The following is a 16,742-nucleotide window of genomic DNA, read 5'->3' on the forward strand; positions in this document are numbered from 1 at the left end:
AATTTTATTAAAATCTTTGTCGTTATTTTATGATTTTAATAAAATTGATAACCTAATGAAATAGATGAAAGGGGAGATTGGTGTGAGAAGACAACATAAAAAAGAGACAGTTGGTCATTTGCTATATCGTGTTGTTATGATGACGATTGGCGCGACGCTTGCGGCGTTATCCATCGAGCAGTTTTTAGTGCCAAATGAGATTATTGACGGTGGGGTAATTGGTATTTCCCTTATTCTTGATCATATTCTTCCAAATTACGCGTGGTTGAATTTTGCGACGCTTGTTATTTTATTGAATGCGCCGTTTATGTATTTTGGTTATAAACAAATTGGGAAAACATTTATGTTCTCCTCCCTTTATTCGATCGTTGTTTTAGCTGTAATGGAGCGGTTGTTTCATCACATATCCCCATTTACAACAGATTCCATTTTGGCGACAGTGTTTGGTGGAGCGATTCTTGGTGCAGGCGTGGGACTTGTCATTCGCCATGGTGGATCATTAGATGGGACAGAAATTTTAGGGATTTTAATGACGAAAAAATTGCCCTTTTCTGTTGGCGAATTTGTCATGTTTACAAACGTTTTTATTTTTACTTGGGCAGCGTTTGTATTCGGACCGAAACAGGCGATGTACTCTGTTCTAACTTATTATATCGCTTTCAAGACAATTGATACAGTCATTCAAGGGTTAGATGAAACAAAAGCAGTGTTGATCGTATCAGATTATTATGAAGAAGTATCAGATGCGATTTTAAATCGACTCGGACGGGGGACGACGAAGTTGATGGGGAAAGGCGGATATACGGACGAGCAAAAAGAAGTCATTTATGCCGTCGTTACTCGCTTAGAAGTGACGAAGCTGAAGTCGATTGTATATGAAATTGATCCAAATGCATTTATTACGATCATGAATACACAAGAAGTGCGCGGGGCGAAATTTAAGTCGGCTATTCATTAATGATAATAAATGCGTTATACTATGAATCGGAATCATTTTGAATTAAGGTGGTCAAACGATGAACGATATTTTACGTGTTGAGAACGTATCGTTTCGATATGATGATGAAGATGTATTGCAACATATCAATTTTCGCATTTCAAAAGGTGCGTTCGTCGGTTTAGTTGGTCCAAATGGCTCAGGAAAATCGACATTGTTAAAATGTATTTTACGGTTGCTAAAACCACAAACGGGGCGAATTTTTTTATTTGGCACGCCAATTGAGCAGTTTAAAGATTGGCATAAAATCGGTTTTGTATCTCAAAAAGCAAATAGTTTTAATACCGGATTTCCTGCGACTGTGTATGAAGTTGTCGCAAGCGGTTTAACAGGAAAGTTAGGTTTATTTCGACGATTAAACAAAAGCGATGAAAAAGCGGTATATGAAGCGATCGATGCGGTTGGCATGAGCCCGTTTATTCGTCGCAATATCGGGGAACTTTCGGGTGGTCAACAACAACGTGTATTTATCGCACGTGCGATCGTGTCACAACCTGAATTTTTAATTTTAGATGAGCCAACTGTCGGGGTTGATGTACATCATGTACAAAGCTTTTACGACATGCTTGAACGATTGAATAAACAACATCATATGACGTTGCTTCTTGTGACACACGATATCGGAACGATTACAGAAAAAGTGACGCATGTCGCATGTTTAAACAAACATTTACATTTCCATGGCAGTGTGCAACAGTTTGCTCAGCTGAAAACAGAAGATGTAGCATCATTTTACGGGCATCATCTGCATTTACTTGCCCACGATCATGCGTAGAAAAGAGGGTGTGTATGTTAGAAGCTTTATTTCAATATAAGTTTTTACAAAATGCGTTTATTGTCGGAATATTAATCGGATTTATTGCCCCTCTTTTAGGCGTGTTCATTGTCGTCAGAAGGTTATCACTTATTGCCGATGCATTAAGTCACGTAACACTTGCGGGAATTGCAGCAAGTTTGCTTGTACAAAAAAAAATTTTAACTTTTGCGACATTAAACCCGATTTATATTGGTATGGCATTTTCTGTCGTTGGTTCGTTATTTATTGAAAAGTTGCGTACAGTATATAAGCATTATCAAGAATTGGCGATTCCGATCATTTTATCAGGAGGCATCGGTTTAAGTGTCATTTTTATTTCACTTGCGGATGGCTTTAACACCGACTTGTTTTCATATTTATTTGGAAGTGTAAGTGCAGTCAGCACGACAGACGTATGGACGATTAGCATCATTTTTTTCATCGTGCTTACTATCGTTTTTCTGTTTTATAAAGAATGGTTTATTTTATCATTTGACGAAGAATATGCGCAAGCGTCGGGGGTAAAAGTAAAATCGCTCCATTTTGTTTTCATTGTGTTAGTAGCTCTTGTCATTGCTGCGTCGATGCGAATTGTTGGCATTTTGCTTGTTTCGTCACTCATGACGCTTCCGGTTGCGGCGAGCATTCGAATAGCGAAAGGATTTAAACAAGCGTTATGGCTATCTGTTGTATTTGGTGAAATTGCTGTTATTGTGGGCTTATTTCTTTCTTATTATTTAAATTTAGCTCCTGGTGGAACGATCGTTTTGTTAGCTGTTTGTATATTAGTTGGGGCAATCACGTGGAAAAAATGGAAGAGAGGATGACGAAGCGTGAACGTTTCTGAAGCGCTACGATTAATGAAAGAAAAGGGATTTAAGTATACAGGAAAGCGTGAAGAAATGCTTGAGTTGTTCGCAAAAACAGATAAATATTTAACAGCAAAAGATGTGCTTGATGTCATGAAAGATCGGTATCCAGGACTTAGTTTCGACACAGTTTATCGTAATTTGGCGTTATTTGTTGAGCTAGGGATTTTAGAGATGACCGAGCTTTCTGGGGAAAAGCATTTTCGCTTTACATGCAACATGCATCATCACCATCATCATTTTATTTGCATGTCGTGTGGTAAAACAAAAGAGCTCGTAACTTGTCCAATGAACGAATTGATGGAAGATTTACAAGGATACACTATATCAGGACATAAATTTGAAGTATACGGAACGTGTCCGATGTGCCAACAACAAGCTGACGCGTGATGTCAGCTTGTTGTTGTAAGTAATTTTTCTACTTGTTGTTTTGCCTCATGCCAATTGTAAACACGAATGACGCCTTTTGGTAGCGAACCACGATTGTACGGAGTATCAAATAAAATGACAGGAATGAGGCATTGTTCCGCAATGTCGCAAGCGTTATCGTATTTATCTTCAAAAAAAATGTCGATTCTATATTTTCTTACAGCTTCAATTTTATCGTGCGAACCGATAAGCTCAATATGATGATAATGAACACCGTGTTGTTGAAACCATTTTTCTGTGACTTCATACAAGTGGCGACCTCGTGCACTAATGTAATATAGGTCATACTCATCTTTCCAGCTATTAATGACCTCTAGCGCTCCGTTTGCAAGAGGAGCTTCACTATAAATAATTGGTTCATATCGTTCCATCCATTCATTTAACTTTTCCTCTGTCGTATCTAAAAAAGGAACTAAATCGTAATCGGTAATATCGTCGAGTGTTAAATTTTTTTGGAACGACTTGTTTAAGTATGGGATAAATGTGCTTGGACATGTGACTGTTCCGTCAATATCGATGCCAAATCGTCGTTTGACCATATGTTTGTTCATCCTCTCTATGATGGGTATGTCTTGCCCATTATATCATTGACATAAAGTAACATCTATAATGACGTATGACTTACTGCATAATAATAGTGCTCCTCATTTTACGAAAGCGAGGGAATTGTCATGGACAATGAACGTCAGCGTCAATCGTACGACAATACACGGATCGATACTGTTCCAAATGTTGAACGAGATTTTATGGAAGAAACAGCAGGTGAAATTGCTGAGCCCATGCGGTTCTCTGAGCGAGAACGAGAAGTAGAACATGAAGAAAACGGTCGTGGCGTCGGCTGGCTTGCGCTTGCTTTATCGGTTGTTTCTCTTTTCCTTATGCCGATCATTATGGGAGCAGCCGGCATTATTTTCGGATTTATCGCCCGCCGTCGAGGAGCAGAAACGTTAGGTGCTTGGGCGATTGGGATTGGTGCTGTTTCCATCATTTTGAGCTTTTTCGTCCGATTTTGGTAAATAAGAGGGGATATCCCCTCTTATTTTTGCTTTCCTTTTAATGCATATTGTTCCGCTAATTTATCAATTTCTTTTTTCAATTCTTCGACCATTGTTTCTTCAGGTACTTTGCGTACAATTTTTCCGTGGCGGAACAATAATCCTTCGCCACGAGCCCCTGCAATACCGATGTCCGCTTCACGCGCTTCTCCAGGTCCGTTTACTGCGCAGCCGAGAACCGCTACCTTAATTGGTGCTTTAATTTGGGCAATATATTCTTCAATTTCATTTGCGATGCTAATTAAGTCAATTTCAATTCGTCCGCATGTTGGACAAGAAATTAATGTTGCAGCGTTCGCCGCAAGACCAAATGCTTTCAACAATTCGCGAGCCACTTTTACTTCTTCAACAGGGTCAGCGCTAAGGGATACACGCACCGTGTTGCCAATTCCTTTACTTAAAATAGCACCGAGTCCCGCAGCGCTTTTTACTGTTCCTGCGAATAACGTACCCGATTCCGTAATGCCAAGATGTAGCGGATAGTCGAATGCACGAGCCGCTTTTTCGTATGCTTCAATCGCTAAACGAACATCGGAAGCTTTGAGTGAAACGATAATGTCTTCAAAATCAAGGTCTTCTAAAATACGGATATGATGCAAGGCACTTTCGACCATTCCATCGGCTGTTGGATATCCGTATTTTTCTAAAATGCGCTTTTCGAGCGAGCCAGCATTGACACCGATACGAATAGGTACTCCGCGCTCTTTTGCTGCCTTAACGACCGCCTCAACTTTTTCACGCTTGCCAATGTTTCCGGGATTAATGCGAATTTTATCCGCGCCGTTTTCAATCGCCTTTAAAGCGAGACGATAGTCAAAATGAATATCAACAACAAGAGGAATATTGATCCGTTTTTTTATTTCAGCAATCGCGTCTGCTGCTCTTTCGTCAGGGCAAGCGACGCGAACGATTTGGCATCCAGCTTCTTCGAGTCGATGGATTTGGGCGACGGTTGCCTCTACATCATGCGTTTTTGTTGTCGTCATACTTTGAATGACGACTTCGTTGTTCCCGCCAATGGTTATGTTCCCAACGCGAACAGGGCGGGTTTTTGAACGATGAATGATTTCACTCACGCGCTAATCGCTCCTTTTAACGTATTAATTCAATCATTTTTTATTGTAGCAATGTTTCTTATTTGTTGCCAATGTTTTTGCTATTTCCGCTTATATTGTGGAATGAGATATGTTTTTCCGATTTGAAGCGAATGGGCGTTTACATGTGGATTGAGCGCTTCAAAATCAGCAATGAGTTTATCAATCGACACAGGCAATTGCCCATTCATTTCGCGTTCGACGATCGAAAGGAGTGTATCGCCTCGTTGTATAGTTACTTCGCGATATGGAAGTTCTTTTGTTTGTTTCATCGTTTTTTCCGTACGAATCGTATGAATTGTTCCTTTTGTTATATCATGATACGCCATTGTACATACGGCAATGAAGACAAGAAAGATGAAAATTTTTTTCATTCCATTTCCCACCTTATATTTCTTTTTGCTTCATCCATATGGCTTGTCCACATGATATATGCATAAAAATTACAATCTCTTTACATTACTTCACATTCACTTAATATAACATTGATATTTTTTTGGTATTCTTTGTCTGTATTTGTCGAAGGGGGGATGTGCCGTGCGTGCACAAATGAAGCAGCAGTTGAAAAATATAAAAGCGCATATAGGAACATTTCGTGTTCAACCATCACCAAAAGTAAAACGATGGTTATTAAAAATTAGTTTACAAAACCGTTTATTCATTTTATTTTTTAGCGTTTTAATTACTTCGCTCAGTATTGTTGGGATGATTGCTTATCATCAAGCGAAAGAAACGACGGTAAAAGCGATTGAAGACCGCCTTGAAAGAGAAGCGACGATGATGTTTGAGGTGGCACGTAACCTCATGTATATTCATACAGGAGATGAACAACTGTTTGAAAAAAGCTTGCGTTCTGCGATCAAGCAGCAAAAAGCAGAACTCATGCAAGATGGATTAAGTGTAGATGTTTTTTTAATTGGAGACGGAAAAGTAAAAACATTTGAGCGGAATGAACAGCTCGATGTACCAAAATGGATTCAAGAAACGATTGCGAAACAAAAAAATGGTGTATCGCATTTGGAGTGGAACGGACGTACATATACATTTGCGTATAAAACAATTCAAGAATTAAAAGGAACATACGTTGTCGCTGTACCTAATGAACAGTTTATGAAACCTATTCAGCAGCTCGCTAATCTAACACTCATGGCCATTGTGATTAGCGTTATCGTTGCAACATTTATGATTAGATGGTTAGTTAGTGGATTAACGAAGCCGATTGCCCAACTTCGCCATGCAATGAGCCGATTGTCGCGGGGGGATTTAACGGTTGACGAACATATTTATTCGACGACGCCAGAAATCGATTCGCTTGCGCGTAGTTTTCAACGAATGTTGACGAGCATGAAAAATGTCATTCGTGAGATGAACGAAACAACAAAACAGTTAGCTATTACAGGAAGGGACTTAGAGCACGTTTCTGAACATGTCATTGAATCAAACGATCAACTTATATCAGCTATTGCAACCGTAAAGCAAGGAGCAGAAGAAACGGCAAATGCTTCAGATGAAAGCATTCATCGTGTTGATGAGATGAAAAAGCGGATGCAACATGTGTTGACAAGTGTACAAAACATTTCAGCAAGTGCGACCGATATGAATGAATCATCGAAAGGTGGAGAAAAGCGGCTGACGCATTTAATTAGCGATATTCATTCATTTGCTAAACAATTTAAAGAAGTAAACGATACGATTCAAAGCGTGAAGCATCATTCCATGTCAATTACAAAAGTTGTTGATGTTATTCGCCAAATTGCCGAACAAACGAAGTTGTTGGCACTCAATGCGACAATTGAAGCGGCACGCGCCGGCGAAGCTGGAAAGGGATTTGCTGTTGTGGCAACAGAAGTGAGAAAATTAGCAGAACATGCTTCAAAAGCAACAGAAGAAATTACATCGTCTATTTTTGCGATGGAAGAAGTATCGATTCATGCGACAAATCAGTTTGAAGGGATGGTCACGCATTTGCAACATCAGCTCACATCTGCAAATGAAGCAAAGCGTTCGTTTGACCATTTATTAAAAGAAATTCAGCGCGTCAATCGCAACGTGGCACAAATGGAAAGTGAATTAGAACAGTTTGAGCAACTATTGCCGATCATCGAGACAGTCACGATGGCGTTTGCTTCCGTTGCTCAACAAACGTTAGCAAGCGCGGAAGAAATGACGTCGGTTTCGCATGACCAAACGAAGCAAATGAACGACATGTATCGTGTTGGTGAACGATTAAACGAATTATCTCAGTCGTTATCTACACTAACTACAGCATTTAAATTGTAAGAAGCAGGCCCATCAGCCTGCTTCTTTCACGGAAGGAAGTTCTTTAATGGAAACAAATAAAATGGTGATAGAAACGAACCAATCTAATGCGATAGCGTATGGAACGACAATTTGTAATGCTTCCATAATGGTAAAAAAGATCGTTGCTAGTGTGATGGAGTAAGCGGAAAGGCTCCACATGTGGCGATATGAGCCGCGTTTATTTAACGTGCCGCGAAAAATAAGACCGATAAACGCTAGGACGGTAACGTAAAGAAATTTGCTCGTACATGTGAAAAAGTATAAAACAAAAAACGATAGCGAAATGACGATAGGGAGTAACGATTGTAGCTTGCCCGTAAATTCATATACATCTTTGTTTGTAAAACGATCCGTTTGCATAACACTATACGGATATGATTGAACGTGTCCATTTGCCACAAGCGCAAATTCTTCTTTTAAAAACGCTACTGCATTTGTATAGCGTGCTACATCATCTGTTGTCAGTGTACCTGTGCTATCCAATAACATCGTCACGTCAGGACGTATAAGTTCAATCGGTTCTTTTTCATTAGATATCAATACTCCATCAACGACTTCAAAAGGGGGAAGTTCTTCGGTCAATAGTTGATGCGTTGAGCCGATCATTTTGTTTATACTTATCGTAAAGTAAATAGCAATCGGCAACGTCGCAATGAGCGATAAAAAGAACACGTAACTAATCGCCTTTCCGATCGGATGAAAGCGAAAGCGAGCAATATGTACAGGAGAATAAAGACTTTGTAATAATCGTTTCCACATCATCATTCACATCCTTTACGCATCATCATTTCTCATTCTACTTCTTTTTATGTTCGCTACACAACCATTTTGTTTCGAGTGTAACATGTATTGACGAGATGTATCTTTTTTGATAAAATTACCATCGGATATTGCGGACCCTTAGCTCAGCTGGTTAGAGCGGACGGCTCATAACCGTCTGGTCGCAGGTTCGAGTCCTGCAGGGTCCATTTGCCTCGCTAAGTAAATTAGCGAGGTTTTTTGCAAATAATTTGAAACATTCGTTTTATTTTGGTACTCTTAAAGTAGGTTCACTTATGAAACTTTTCTGTTTCTAAATATAATTTATCAGTTTCATTTGTGAGCAATTACATAATCAATGAGGAGGAATGAAGTATGGCATTTGAATTACCACAATTGCCTTATGCTTACGACGCGTTAGAACCACATATTGATAAGGAAACAATGAACATTCATCACACAAAACATCATAACGCGTATGTAACAAACTTAAACGCAGCGCTTGAAGGTCATCCAGAATTGCAAAACAAAACAATTGAAGAGTTAATGGCTAATTTAGACGCAGTGCCAGAAAACATCCGTACAGCTGTTCGTAACAATGGAGGAGGGCATGCAAACCATTCGCTCTTTTGGACTATTCTTTCACCAAATGGTGGCGGTGAACCAACAGGCGAATTAGCTGAAGCGATTAACAACACATTCGGTAGCTTCGAAAAGTTTAAAGAAGAATTTTCAAAAGCTGCTGCTACGCGCTTCGGTTCTGGTTGGGCATGGCTTGTCGTCCATAACGGTCAACTTGAAGTAACAAGCACACCGAACCAAGATACACCATTAATGGAAGGTAAAACACCAATTTTAGGATTAGACGTATGGGAACATGCATATTACTTAAAATATCAAAACCGTCGTCCAGATTATATTTCAGCATTTTGGAACGTTGTCAACTGGGATGAAGTAGCGAAACGTTACGCGGCGGCAAAATAATGGTGAAGAGCTCGACAAATTTTGTCGGGCTCTTTTTGTATATCGCTATAAAAGAGTAGGCAAACTACTTGTCAAGAAAGGAAGTTTGCTTATGAACAGATGGAAACGGATTATCGCGCACATTCGCGCCCATCGACAATTGTTTCTTTTATTGGCGATTGGCGGATTGTATTCTTTAAGTATCGCTTTGTCGAATACGTTTGTGAACGTATATGTTTGGAAAAAAGTGAACAGTTTTCATGCCCTAGGTGTGTACAATTTAGCGATCGTTACATGGCAGCCATTGGCGTTTATTGTTGCTGGACAAATTGCAAAAAAAATTGATCGCGTCATCGTTTTACGCATGGGGGTTACGTTTTTAGCTTTCTTTTTTTTAGTTGTATTATTTAGCGGAAATGAGGCGATGAACCATTTGTTTTTACTTGGCGGGTTGCTAGGTGTTGGTTACGGCTTTTATTGGCTCGCATTTAACGTATTGACTTTTGAAATCACTGAACCGAGCACACGTGATTTATTTAATGGATTGCTTGGGGCGATGACGTCTGTGGCTGGAATGATTGGTCCACCGCTGGCAGGATGGGTTATCGCTTCAAGTGAGAAGTTTACCGGGTATATGGTGATTTTTTTAGCTTCCTTATGTTTATTTCTTGTTGCTGTTATACTTAGCTTTTTTTTGCATCGACGAGGCTCATCAGGACGCTTTGCGCTTCGCTTAGTGTATGACGAAAGAAAGAAAAATAAAAACTGGAGGATGATCACAAACGCCCATTTTTTTCAAGGATTTCGGGAAGGAACGTTTGTATTTATTGTTTCCATTTTTTTATTTATGGCGACAGGAACAGAAAAAGCGCTCGGTGTATTTGGATTGATTAACGCGATTGTTTCGTTTATTACGTACTCGTTTGCGTCTAAATATATGAAACGACAATGGCGATTGCGCGCTATTTTATTTGGTGGCTTATTGTTGTATGCATCTGTCTTTTTACTCGTTTTTGATTTATCGTATACAAAGCTGATAATATATGGAGCGCTCATTGCGATCGGCTATCCGATTTTACTCGTTCCATATTTGTCGCTTACGTTTGACGTGATTGGACAAAGCAATCAAGCGAAAGAGTGGCGAATTGAATATATTGTCATTCGGGAATTGTTTTTGAACGGTGGACGTGCAACATCTGTGTTATTGTTTTTATTAGCCATTACGCTATTTGACGCAAAAAAAGCCATTCCATCATTAATGTTAATTGTTGGGGCTGGTCATTTCATTATTTATTTTTTTGTGCGACGTATTCGACTTTCAATGTAGAAATTTGCGGGCGTTTCTTTTACAATGAGGAAGGAGCAAGTAAAGGAGGTGCCCGCACGTTTTGAAGCAAATACAACAAGCTCAAAAGGCGAAGAAAAAGAAAAAAAGAATGCAGTTGCCGTTTCGGTTAAACGTGCTATTTTTTGTTGTATTTTTACTATTTTCTGCGCTTATTTTACGACTAGGTGTGATCCAAATTGTTTACGGTGAACAATATCGAAAAGAAGTAGAGCGAACAGAAAATGTCACCGTCAATACACCGGCGCCGCGTGGAAAAATTTATGATCGCAACTATCAAGTCGTCGTTGATAACGAGCCACTCCATGCGATTACGTATACACGCACACAAACAACAAAAGCATCGGAAATGATTGAAGTAGCGAGAAAGTTAGCGACATATATTGAAAAGCCGTCGGATCGTGTAACAGAACGGGACATAAAAGACTATTGGATTTTAACAAATGAGGAAAAAGCAAAAGAAAAAATTACTGAAAAAGAATGGAATCTGTTTCGAGAAAAAAAATTAAAAGATAAAGATATTTATCGATTGCAACTAGAGCGTATTACAGAAGAAGATGTAAAAATGATTAAAGAAAAGGAACTTGAAGTTGTCGCTATTTTTCGGGAAATGAATAGAGGATACGCTTTAACGCCACAAATGATAAAAAATGAAGGGGTAACAGACGAAGAATATGCTGTTGTTAGCGAGCATTTAGAAGAGTTGCCAGGGGTAGATGTGACGACAGATTGGAATCGTCATTATGCATTTGGTGATACATTTCGTACAGTGCTTGGAAATATTACATCATCAGAAGAAGGATTGCCGCGCGAAAAGCTCGACTATTATTTGACACGTGACTATAGTCGAAATGATCGTGTGGGAAAAAGTTACATTGAGGCTCAATATGAAGATGTGTTGCGCGGACAAAAAGCAAAAATAAAAAATGTGACCGATAAAGCTGGAAACATTATTGAAACAATTCAAATATCGCAAGGACAACGTGGCAAAGACATTGTATTAACGATCGACATGGAATTACAACAACGTGTCGAGCAAATTATTGAAGAAGAATTAATGACAATGAAACGGCGCGGTGGAACGGAATTGCTTGATCGCGCTTTCGTCGTAATGATAGACCCAAATACGGGAGAAATTTTATCGTTAGCTGGAAAACGGTATACACGTGATGAAAATGGAAAAGTCATGTTAAAAGATTATGCTCTTGGAACGATTACATCAGCGTATGCAATGGGGTCAGCAGTAAAGGGAGCTACTGTATTAACAGGATTTCAAACTGGTGTTATCCATCCTGGTACAGTACTTATTGACGAACCGTTATATATTAAAGGAACGCCGACGAAAAAGTCGCGTAGTGGTATTCGACAAGGACCGATGAATGATTTAAAAGCGCTTGAAATGTCATCGAACGTCTACATGTTTAAAACGGCGATTGCGATTGCTGGTTCGACGTATCGCCCGCATCAAGCGCTACCGATTAAAAAAGAAGCATTTTCAATAATGCGTCGCTACTTTAATCAGTTCGGTTTAGGCGTGAAAACAGGCATTGATTTACCTGGTGAAATTATTGGATGGCCTGGACAAAGTACACTTCCAGGACATTTGCTTGACTTAGCTATTGGACAGTTTGACGTATATACACCGATCCAAATGGCGCAATACGTTTCAACGATTGCTAACGGTGGATATCGCATTCAACCGCACGTTGTGAAAGAAATTCGTGAACCAATTAGCGAGAAAAATCAAATGGGAAACGTCATTTATTCGTTTGAACCGAAAGTGTTAAACCGAGTAGATATGAAAACTGAGTACATTGAACGTGTGCGTGAAGGATTTTATCGTGTCATGCATGGCTCAAACGGAACAGCGCGCGCCTTTTTCGCAAATGCACCGTATGACCCGGCAGGAAAAACAGGAACAGCACAGGCGTTTTACGATGGACCAATCAAATCAAGACGGATGACGCCAACGTACAATTTGACGTTAGTTGGGTTTGCTCCATACAACAACCCAGAAGTAGCGTTTGCTGTCGTTGTGCCGTGGGTATACCAAAATCCTAAAAATCATTATCCGATCAATAACTACATCGGAAGAAAAATTTTAGATGCATATTTTGAATTGAAAACAAAGCGCCAATTTGGGGAACAACCCTCTACGGAATCGTTGAATAATAGGGAACAAACAATGGAAAGATAGAAGAAAGCGAATTTACAAAAGCTTAACATTCGTTTAAAACGAATTTAATACGTTTCCATTATTCTATAACTCGTGGGACAAAAACTAATGAAAAAAGTAGGGGGAAATCAAAAGATGAAGAAAAACAAATGGTTTACACTTGCAGGAATGACAAGCGCTGTATTAGCATTTACAACAGCATGTGGCGGCGGCGCTCAACAAAGCGGCGAAAATGGTGGAGAAAACGTTGAAGAACAATTAAGCGGCAACGTCGTTGTTGATGGATCTTCTACTGTTTACCCAATTCTTGAAGCTGCCGCTGAAGCATATGCGAGTGAACAGCCGAACGTCAAAGTATCTGTTGGTTTGTCTGGAACAGGTGGCGGATTTGAAAAGTTTACAAAAGGTGAAACAGACTTTTCAAACGCTTCTCGTCCGATTAAAGATTCTGAAAAAGAAGCAGCTGAAAAAAATGGCATTCAATTTGAAGAACTTCAAATTGCATTTGATGGTCTTTCTGTTTTAGTGCATAAAGACAACGACTGGGTCGATTATTTAACAGTTGACGAATTAAAGAAAATTTTTACATCTGGTGCAGTAAATAGCAATGATAAAGTGAAATGGTCAGATATTCGTCCAGAATGGCCAAATGAAGAAATTAAATTGTTCTCACCAGGACATGACTCAGGTACGTTTGACTACTTTGATGAAGTTGTTTTAGATGGACAACCGTTAAACAAAACAGCACAATTATCTGAAGATGACAACGTTCTCGTCCAAGGGATTGCAGGAGATAAAAATGCGCTTGGTTACTTCGGATTTGCATATTACGTTGAAAATAAAGACAAGTTAAAAGCTGTACCAATCGATGGTGGAAATGGTCCGATTGAACCAACGCATGAAACGATTCAAAGCGGTGAATATGCACCACTTTCTCGTCCATTATTTACGTATGTCAACGTAAAATCGTTAAAAGAAAAAGCGCAAGTGTATGATTTCGCAAAATTTTTATTAGAAAAAGGCGCAGAATTTGCTGAAGAAGTTGGTTATGTCGCGCTTCCAGAAGAGCAATATCAAGAGCAATTGAAAAAAATTGAAGGATTAAAATAACAAGACGTAAAGATGAGAAGCGACCATGTTTCGCTTCTCATCTTGCCATGAATTTGGAAAGGGGTTTTCATATTATGGCGATGACAGACGGAAATCGTTCATATTCTGTCCGTGACATGATTAAAGAAAATAAGAAAAAACAAAACGGACAGCAACTTATTGAATGGTTAATGCCAAAATTATTACTGTTGACAGCAACTATTTCTGTGTTAACGACGATCGGCATTTTATTTACGTTATTATTTGAAACATTTATTTTCTTTGAACGGGTGTCTATTGTTGAGTTTTTAACGAGCAAAGAATGGCTACCATGGGATGAAAAAACAGGTTCGTTTGGTGTTGCACCTCTTGTGACGGGAACGCTTTTAACGACTGCGATTGCGATGTGTGTAGCTATACCTATCGGCCTAGCTTCAGCGATTTACTTGAGTGAGTATGCGTCTGAAAAAGCACGAAAAATATTGAAACCGATATTAGAAGTGTTGGCGGGAATTCCGACGATTGTATACGGATTTTTCGCATTAACGTTTGTCACACCGCTTTTACAAAAATTTATTCCGAACTTAGGTATTTTTAACGCATTAAGCCCAGGAATTGTTATGGGTATTATGATTATTCCGATGGTTGCTTCTTTATCAGAAGATGCGATGAGTTCCGTGCCAAACTCTATTCGTGAAGGAGCGCTTGGTCTCGGTTCGACAAAATTAGAAGTGGCATTAAAAGTCGTCCTTCCTGCAGCGACGTCAGGTATTGCGGCGTCATTTATGCTTGCGATTTCTCGTGCTGTCGGTGAAACGATGATTGTAGCAGTAGCGGGTGGTTCGTCTCCTGTCTTCACGTTTGACGTAACGAAATCGATCCAAACGTTAACGGCATATATTGTCCAAGTAACAACAGGAGATGCTGGATACGGTACAACGGTTTATTACAGCATTTATGCAGTCGGGATGACGTTATTCTTGTTCACATTAGCCATGAACTTACTCGCGCAATACATTTCTCGTCGCTTTAGGGAGGAGTATTAATCATGGAAAAATTAATTGACAAACAACGTGTCGTTCAACATATGAACGGTCGCCTATTGCGCAATAATATGTTAAAGTTTTTATTTTTCTTAGCGACATTGTTTGGGCTTATTGTGCTCGTTGTGCTTCTATATCGGATACTCACTCAAGCAATTGGCTGGCTAAATATCGACTTTTTAAACAATTTTCCGTCTCGCCGTCCAGAAAATGCAGGAATTAAAGCGGGATTAGTTGGGTCACTATGGCTGATGGTTATCGTTGCGCCTGTTTCACTTATTCTCGGGGTTGGAACGGCGATTTATTTAGAGGAGTATGCAAAGAAGAGTCGTTTCACTGATTTTATTCAAACGAATATTTCAAACTTGGCAGGTGTTCCATCCATCGTATTCGGTTTGCTTGGTTTGACGATTTTCGTTCGTGAACTTAATTTAGGTCGCAGCATTCTTGCGGCGGGTTTAACGATGAGTTTACTCGTTCTTCCAGTCATCGTTGTTGCGGCACAAGAGGCGATTCGCGCCGTGCCGAATCAATTGCGTGAAGCATCGTATGGTATGGGAGCAACGAAATGGCAAACAATTTATCGCATCGTCCTTCCAGCAGCGATCCCGGGTATTTTGACAGGCAGCATTTTAGCTTTATCTCGTGCTATCGGTGAAACAGCACCGCTTGTCGTTTTAGGTATCCCGACGTTTTTAGCGTATTTGCCACGCGGTATTCTTGATACATTTACTGTGATGCCAATGCAAATTTACAACTGGACGTCACGTCCACAAGCTGACTTCCAAAATGTAGCGGCAGCTGGGATTGTCGTATTGCTCGTTGTATTAATTTTTATGAACTCGATTGCCATTTTCATTCGCAACAAGTTTCAAAAACGTTATTAATTGCGCGTTGAAAGGGGAACTTATTAATGGAATTAACAGTTGTGAAAGAACGTAAAAATAAACAAGCCGAAGAACGAAGCGAAAAAAATGTTGTGTATCGGACGAAAAACTTAAATTTATGGTACGGAGAGCATCATGCGTTAAAAAATATTGACTTAGATATTTACGAAAATGAAGTCACAGCAATTATTGGTCCGTCAGGCTGTGGAAAATCAACGTATATTAAAACGTTAAACCGAATGATTGAACTTGTACCAAGCGTACGTACATCTGGAGAAATTACGTATCGCGGCCGCAATATTTTTGATAAGTCGTATCGTGTCGAAGAATTGCGTACACAAGTCGGAATGGTATTCCAAAAGCCGAATCCGTTCCCAAAATCAATTTATGATAACGTGGCATACGGTCCACGCATTCACGGTATTCGGGACAAGAAAATTTTAGATGAAATCGTTGAAAAAAGTTTACGTGGCGCAGCCATTTGGGATGAAGTAAAAGACCGCTTGCATACGAATGCCTATGGATTATCAGGGGGACAGCAACAGCGTTTATGTATTGCTCGTTGTTTAGCAATTGAGCCAGATGTCATTTTAATGGACGAACCGACATCTGCCCTTGATCCTATTTCAACATTAAAAGTAGAAGAGCTTGTGCAAGAATTAAAGAAAAACTACAGTATCATTATCGTTACACATAACATGCAACAGGCGGCGCGTATTTCTGATAAAACAGCATTTTTCTTAAACGGTGAAGTCATCGAGTATAGCGACACAGATAAACTATTCTCAAATCCAGACGATAAACGAACAGAAGACTACATTACAGGTCGATTTGGATAAAAAAGGGTTAGTAACTGTTAAAATATTTTTGTAAAAATCCATAACACTCTATATACAATTTATAAGAAATTACAAGGCAAAAGAGCAAATAAAGCCAAGA

General features: G+C 39.4%; 17 protein-coding genes and 1 tRNA gene. 14 read left to right on the forward strand and 4 right to left on the reverse strand.

The genetic code is table 11. The annotated features are described in order from the left end of the window. Positions 1 to 64: 64 nt before the first annotated feature. The 4 genes from ACYQY7_RS12015 to ACYQY7_RS12030 are packed head-to-tail and all read left to right on the forward strand — an operon-like array spanning position 65 to position 3,052. Positions 65 to 958, forward strand: a complete 894-nt coding sequence (locus ACYQY7_RS12015) for a YitT family protein (protein ID WP_461202356.1) — start codon at positions 65 to 67, stop codon at positions 956 to 958. Between the two features lie 58 nt (positions 959 to 1,016). Beyond that, positions 1,017 to 1,772: a metal ABC transporter ATP-binding protein gene (locus tag ACYQY7_RS12020; protein WP_461202358.1), complete on the forward strand. Its 756-nt coding sequence runs from the start codon at positions 1,017 to 1,019 to the stop codon at positions 1,770 to 1,772. A 14-nt stretch (positions 1,773 to 1,786) separates the two neighbouring features. Continuing rightward, positions 1,787 to 2,620 (forward strand): metal ABC transporter permease, encoded by an 834-nt coding sequence (locus ACYQY7_RS12025; RefSeq protein WP_461202360.1) that lies wholly within the window; start codon positions 1,787 to 1,789, stop codon positions 2,618 to 2,620. A gap of 6 nt (positions 2,621 to 2,626) precedes the next feature. Further along, the gene (locus ACYQY7_RS12030; protein WP_461202362.1) at positions 2,627 to 3,052 is read left to right on the forward strand and encodes a Fur family transcriptional regulator; all 426 of its coding nucleotides are present in this window, start codon (positions 2,627 to 2,629) and stop codon (positions 3,050 to 3,052) included. Positions 3,053 to 3,054: 2 nt separating this feature from the next. Here ACYQY7_RS12030 and ACYQY7_RS12035 read toward each other — a convergent pair whose 3' ends face one another. Continuing rightward, on the reverse strand, positions 3,055 to 3,630 hold the full coding sequence (locus ACYQY7_RS12035) for a 5' nucleotidase, NT5C type (RefSeq protein WP_461202364.1): 576 nt from the start codon (positions 3,628 to 3,630) through the stop codon (positions 3,055 to 3,057). A gap of 132 nt (positions 3,631 to 3,762) precedes the next feature. Between ACYQY7_RS12035 and ACYQY7_RS12040 the strand changes: the two genes are divergently transcribed. Next, positions 3,763 to 4,107 carry a DUF4190 domain-containing protein gene (locus ACYQY7_RS12040; protein WP_461202365.1) on the forward strand — a complete coding sequence of 115 codons (345 nt, stop codon included), beginning with the start codon at positions 3,763 to 3,765 and terminating at the stop codon, positions 4,105 to 4,107. Positions 4,108 to 4,127: 20 nt separating this feature from the next. Here ACYQY7_RS12040 and ispG read toward each other — a convergent pair whose 3' ends face one another. Together ispG and ACYQY7_RS12050 are read right to left on the reverse strand one after the other, a co-directional pair. Further along, positions 4,128 to 5,222, reverse strand: a complete 1,095-nt coding sequence (gene ispG, locus ACYQY7_RS12045; RefSeq protein ID WP_461202366.1) for a flavodoxin-dependent (E)-4-hydroxy-3-methylbut-2-enyl-diphosphate synthase — start codon at positions 5,220 to 5,222, stop codon at positions 4,128 to 4,130. An 80-nt stretch (positions 5,223 to 5,302) separates the two neighbouring features. Further along, positions 5,303 to 5,614: a type IV pilus assembly protein FimV gene (locus ACYQY7_RS12050; RefSeq protein WP_461202368.1), complete on the reverse strand. Its 312-nt coding sequence runs from the start codon at positions 5,612 to 5,614 to the stop codon at positions 5,303 to 5,305. A gap of 163 nt (positions 5,615 to 5,777) precedes the next feature. Here ACYQY7_RS12050 and ACYQY7_RS12055 point away from each other — a divergent pair, with 163 nt between their 5' ends. Continuing rightward, positions 5,778 to 7,520, forward strand: coding sequence for a methyl-accepting chemotaxis protein (locus ACYQY7_RS12055; RefSeq protein ID WP_461202370.1), 1,743 nt, complete (start codon positions 5,778 to 5,780; stop codon positions 7,518 to 7,520). Between the two features lie 12 nt (positions 7,521 to 7,532). Here the strand turns inward: ACYQY7_RS12055 and ACYQY7_RS12060 are convergent, their stop codons facing one another. After that, the gene (locus tag ACYQY7_RS12060) at positions 7,533 to 8,306 is read right to left on the reverse strand and encodes a DUF1189 domain-containing protein (protein WP_461202372.1); all 774 of its coding nucleotides are present in this window, start codon (positions 8,304 to 8,306) and stop codon (positions 7,533 to 7,535) included. Between the two features lie 129 nt (positions 8,307 to 8,435). Here ACYQY7_RS12060 and ACYQY7_RS12065 point away from each other — a divergent pair. The 8 genes from ACYQY7_RS12065 (at position 8,436) to pstB (ending at position 16,642) form a co-directional block, all read left to right on the forward strand. Continuing rightward, positions 8,436 to 8,509 (forward strand) — tRNA-Ile (locus tag ACYQY7_RS12065). A 166-nt stretch (positions 8,510 to 8,675) separates the two neighbouring features. Then, the gene (gene sodA / locus ACYQY7_RS12070) at positions 8,676 to 9,284 is read left to right on the forward strand and encodes a superoxide dismutase SodA (RefSeq protein WP_461202374.1); all 609 of its coding nucleotides are present in this window, start codon (positions 8,676 to 8,678) and stop codon (positions 9,282 to 9,284) included. A gap of 91 nt (positions 9,285 to 9,375) precedes the next feature. Further along, positions 9,376 to 10,590 (forward strand): MFS transporter, encoded by a 1,215-nt coding sequence (locus tag ACYQY7_RS12075; protein ID WP_461202376.1) that lies wholly within the window; start codon positions 9,376 to 9,378, stop codon positions 10,588 to 10,590. 61 nt (positions 10,591 to 10,651) lie between these two features. Next, a complete protein-coding gene (locus tag ACYQY7_RS12080; protein WP_461202378.1) occupies positions 10,652 to 12,805 on the forward strand; it encodes a peptidoglycan D,D-transpeptidase FtsI family protein in 2,154 nt (717 codons plus the stop codon). Between the two features lie 114 nt (positions 12,806 to 12,919). Further along, the gene (locus ACYQY7_RS12085) at positions 12,920 to 13,894 is read left to right on the forward strand and encodes a PstS family phosphate ABC transporter substrate-binding protein (protein WP_461202380.1); all 975 of its coding nucleotides are present in this window, start codon (positions 12,920 to 12,922) and stop codon (positions 13,892 to 13,894) included. A gap of 74 nt (positions 13,895 to 13,968) precedes the next feature. Beyond that, a complete protein-coding gene (pstC, locus tag ACYQY7_RS12090; RefSeq protein ID WP_461202382.1) occupies positions 13,969 to 14,919 on the forward strand; it encodes a phosphate ABC transporter permease subunit PstC in 951 nt (316 codons plus the stop codon). A 2-nt stretch (positions 14,920 to 14,921) separates the two neighbouring features. Then, entirely contained in the window at positions 14,922 to 15,803 is an 882-nt protein-coding gene (gene pstA, locus ACYQY7_RS12095; RefSeq protein WP_461202383.1) for a phosphate ABC transporter permease PstA, read from the forward strand. A gap of 26 nt (positions 15,804 to 15,829) precedes the next feature. Continuing rightward, positions 15,830 to 16,642: a phosphate ABC transporter ATP-binding protein PstB gene (gene pstB / locus ACYQY7_RS12100; RefSeq protein WP_085788252.1), complete on the forward strand. Its 813-nt coding sequence runs from the start codon at positions 15,830 to 15,832 to the stop codon at positions 16,640 to 16,642. Positions 16,643 to 16,742: the final 100 nt, after the last annotated feature.

This window comes from Anoxybacillus sp. TBDG-1, assembly GCF_054815885.1.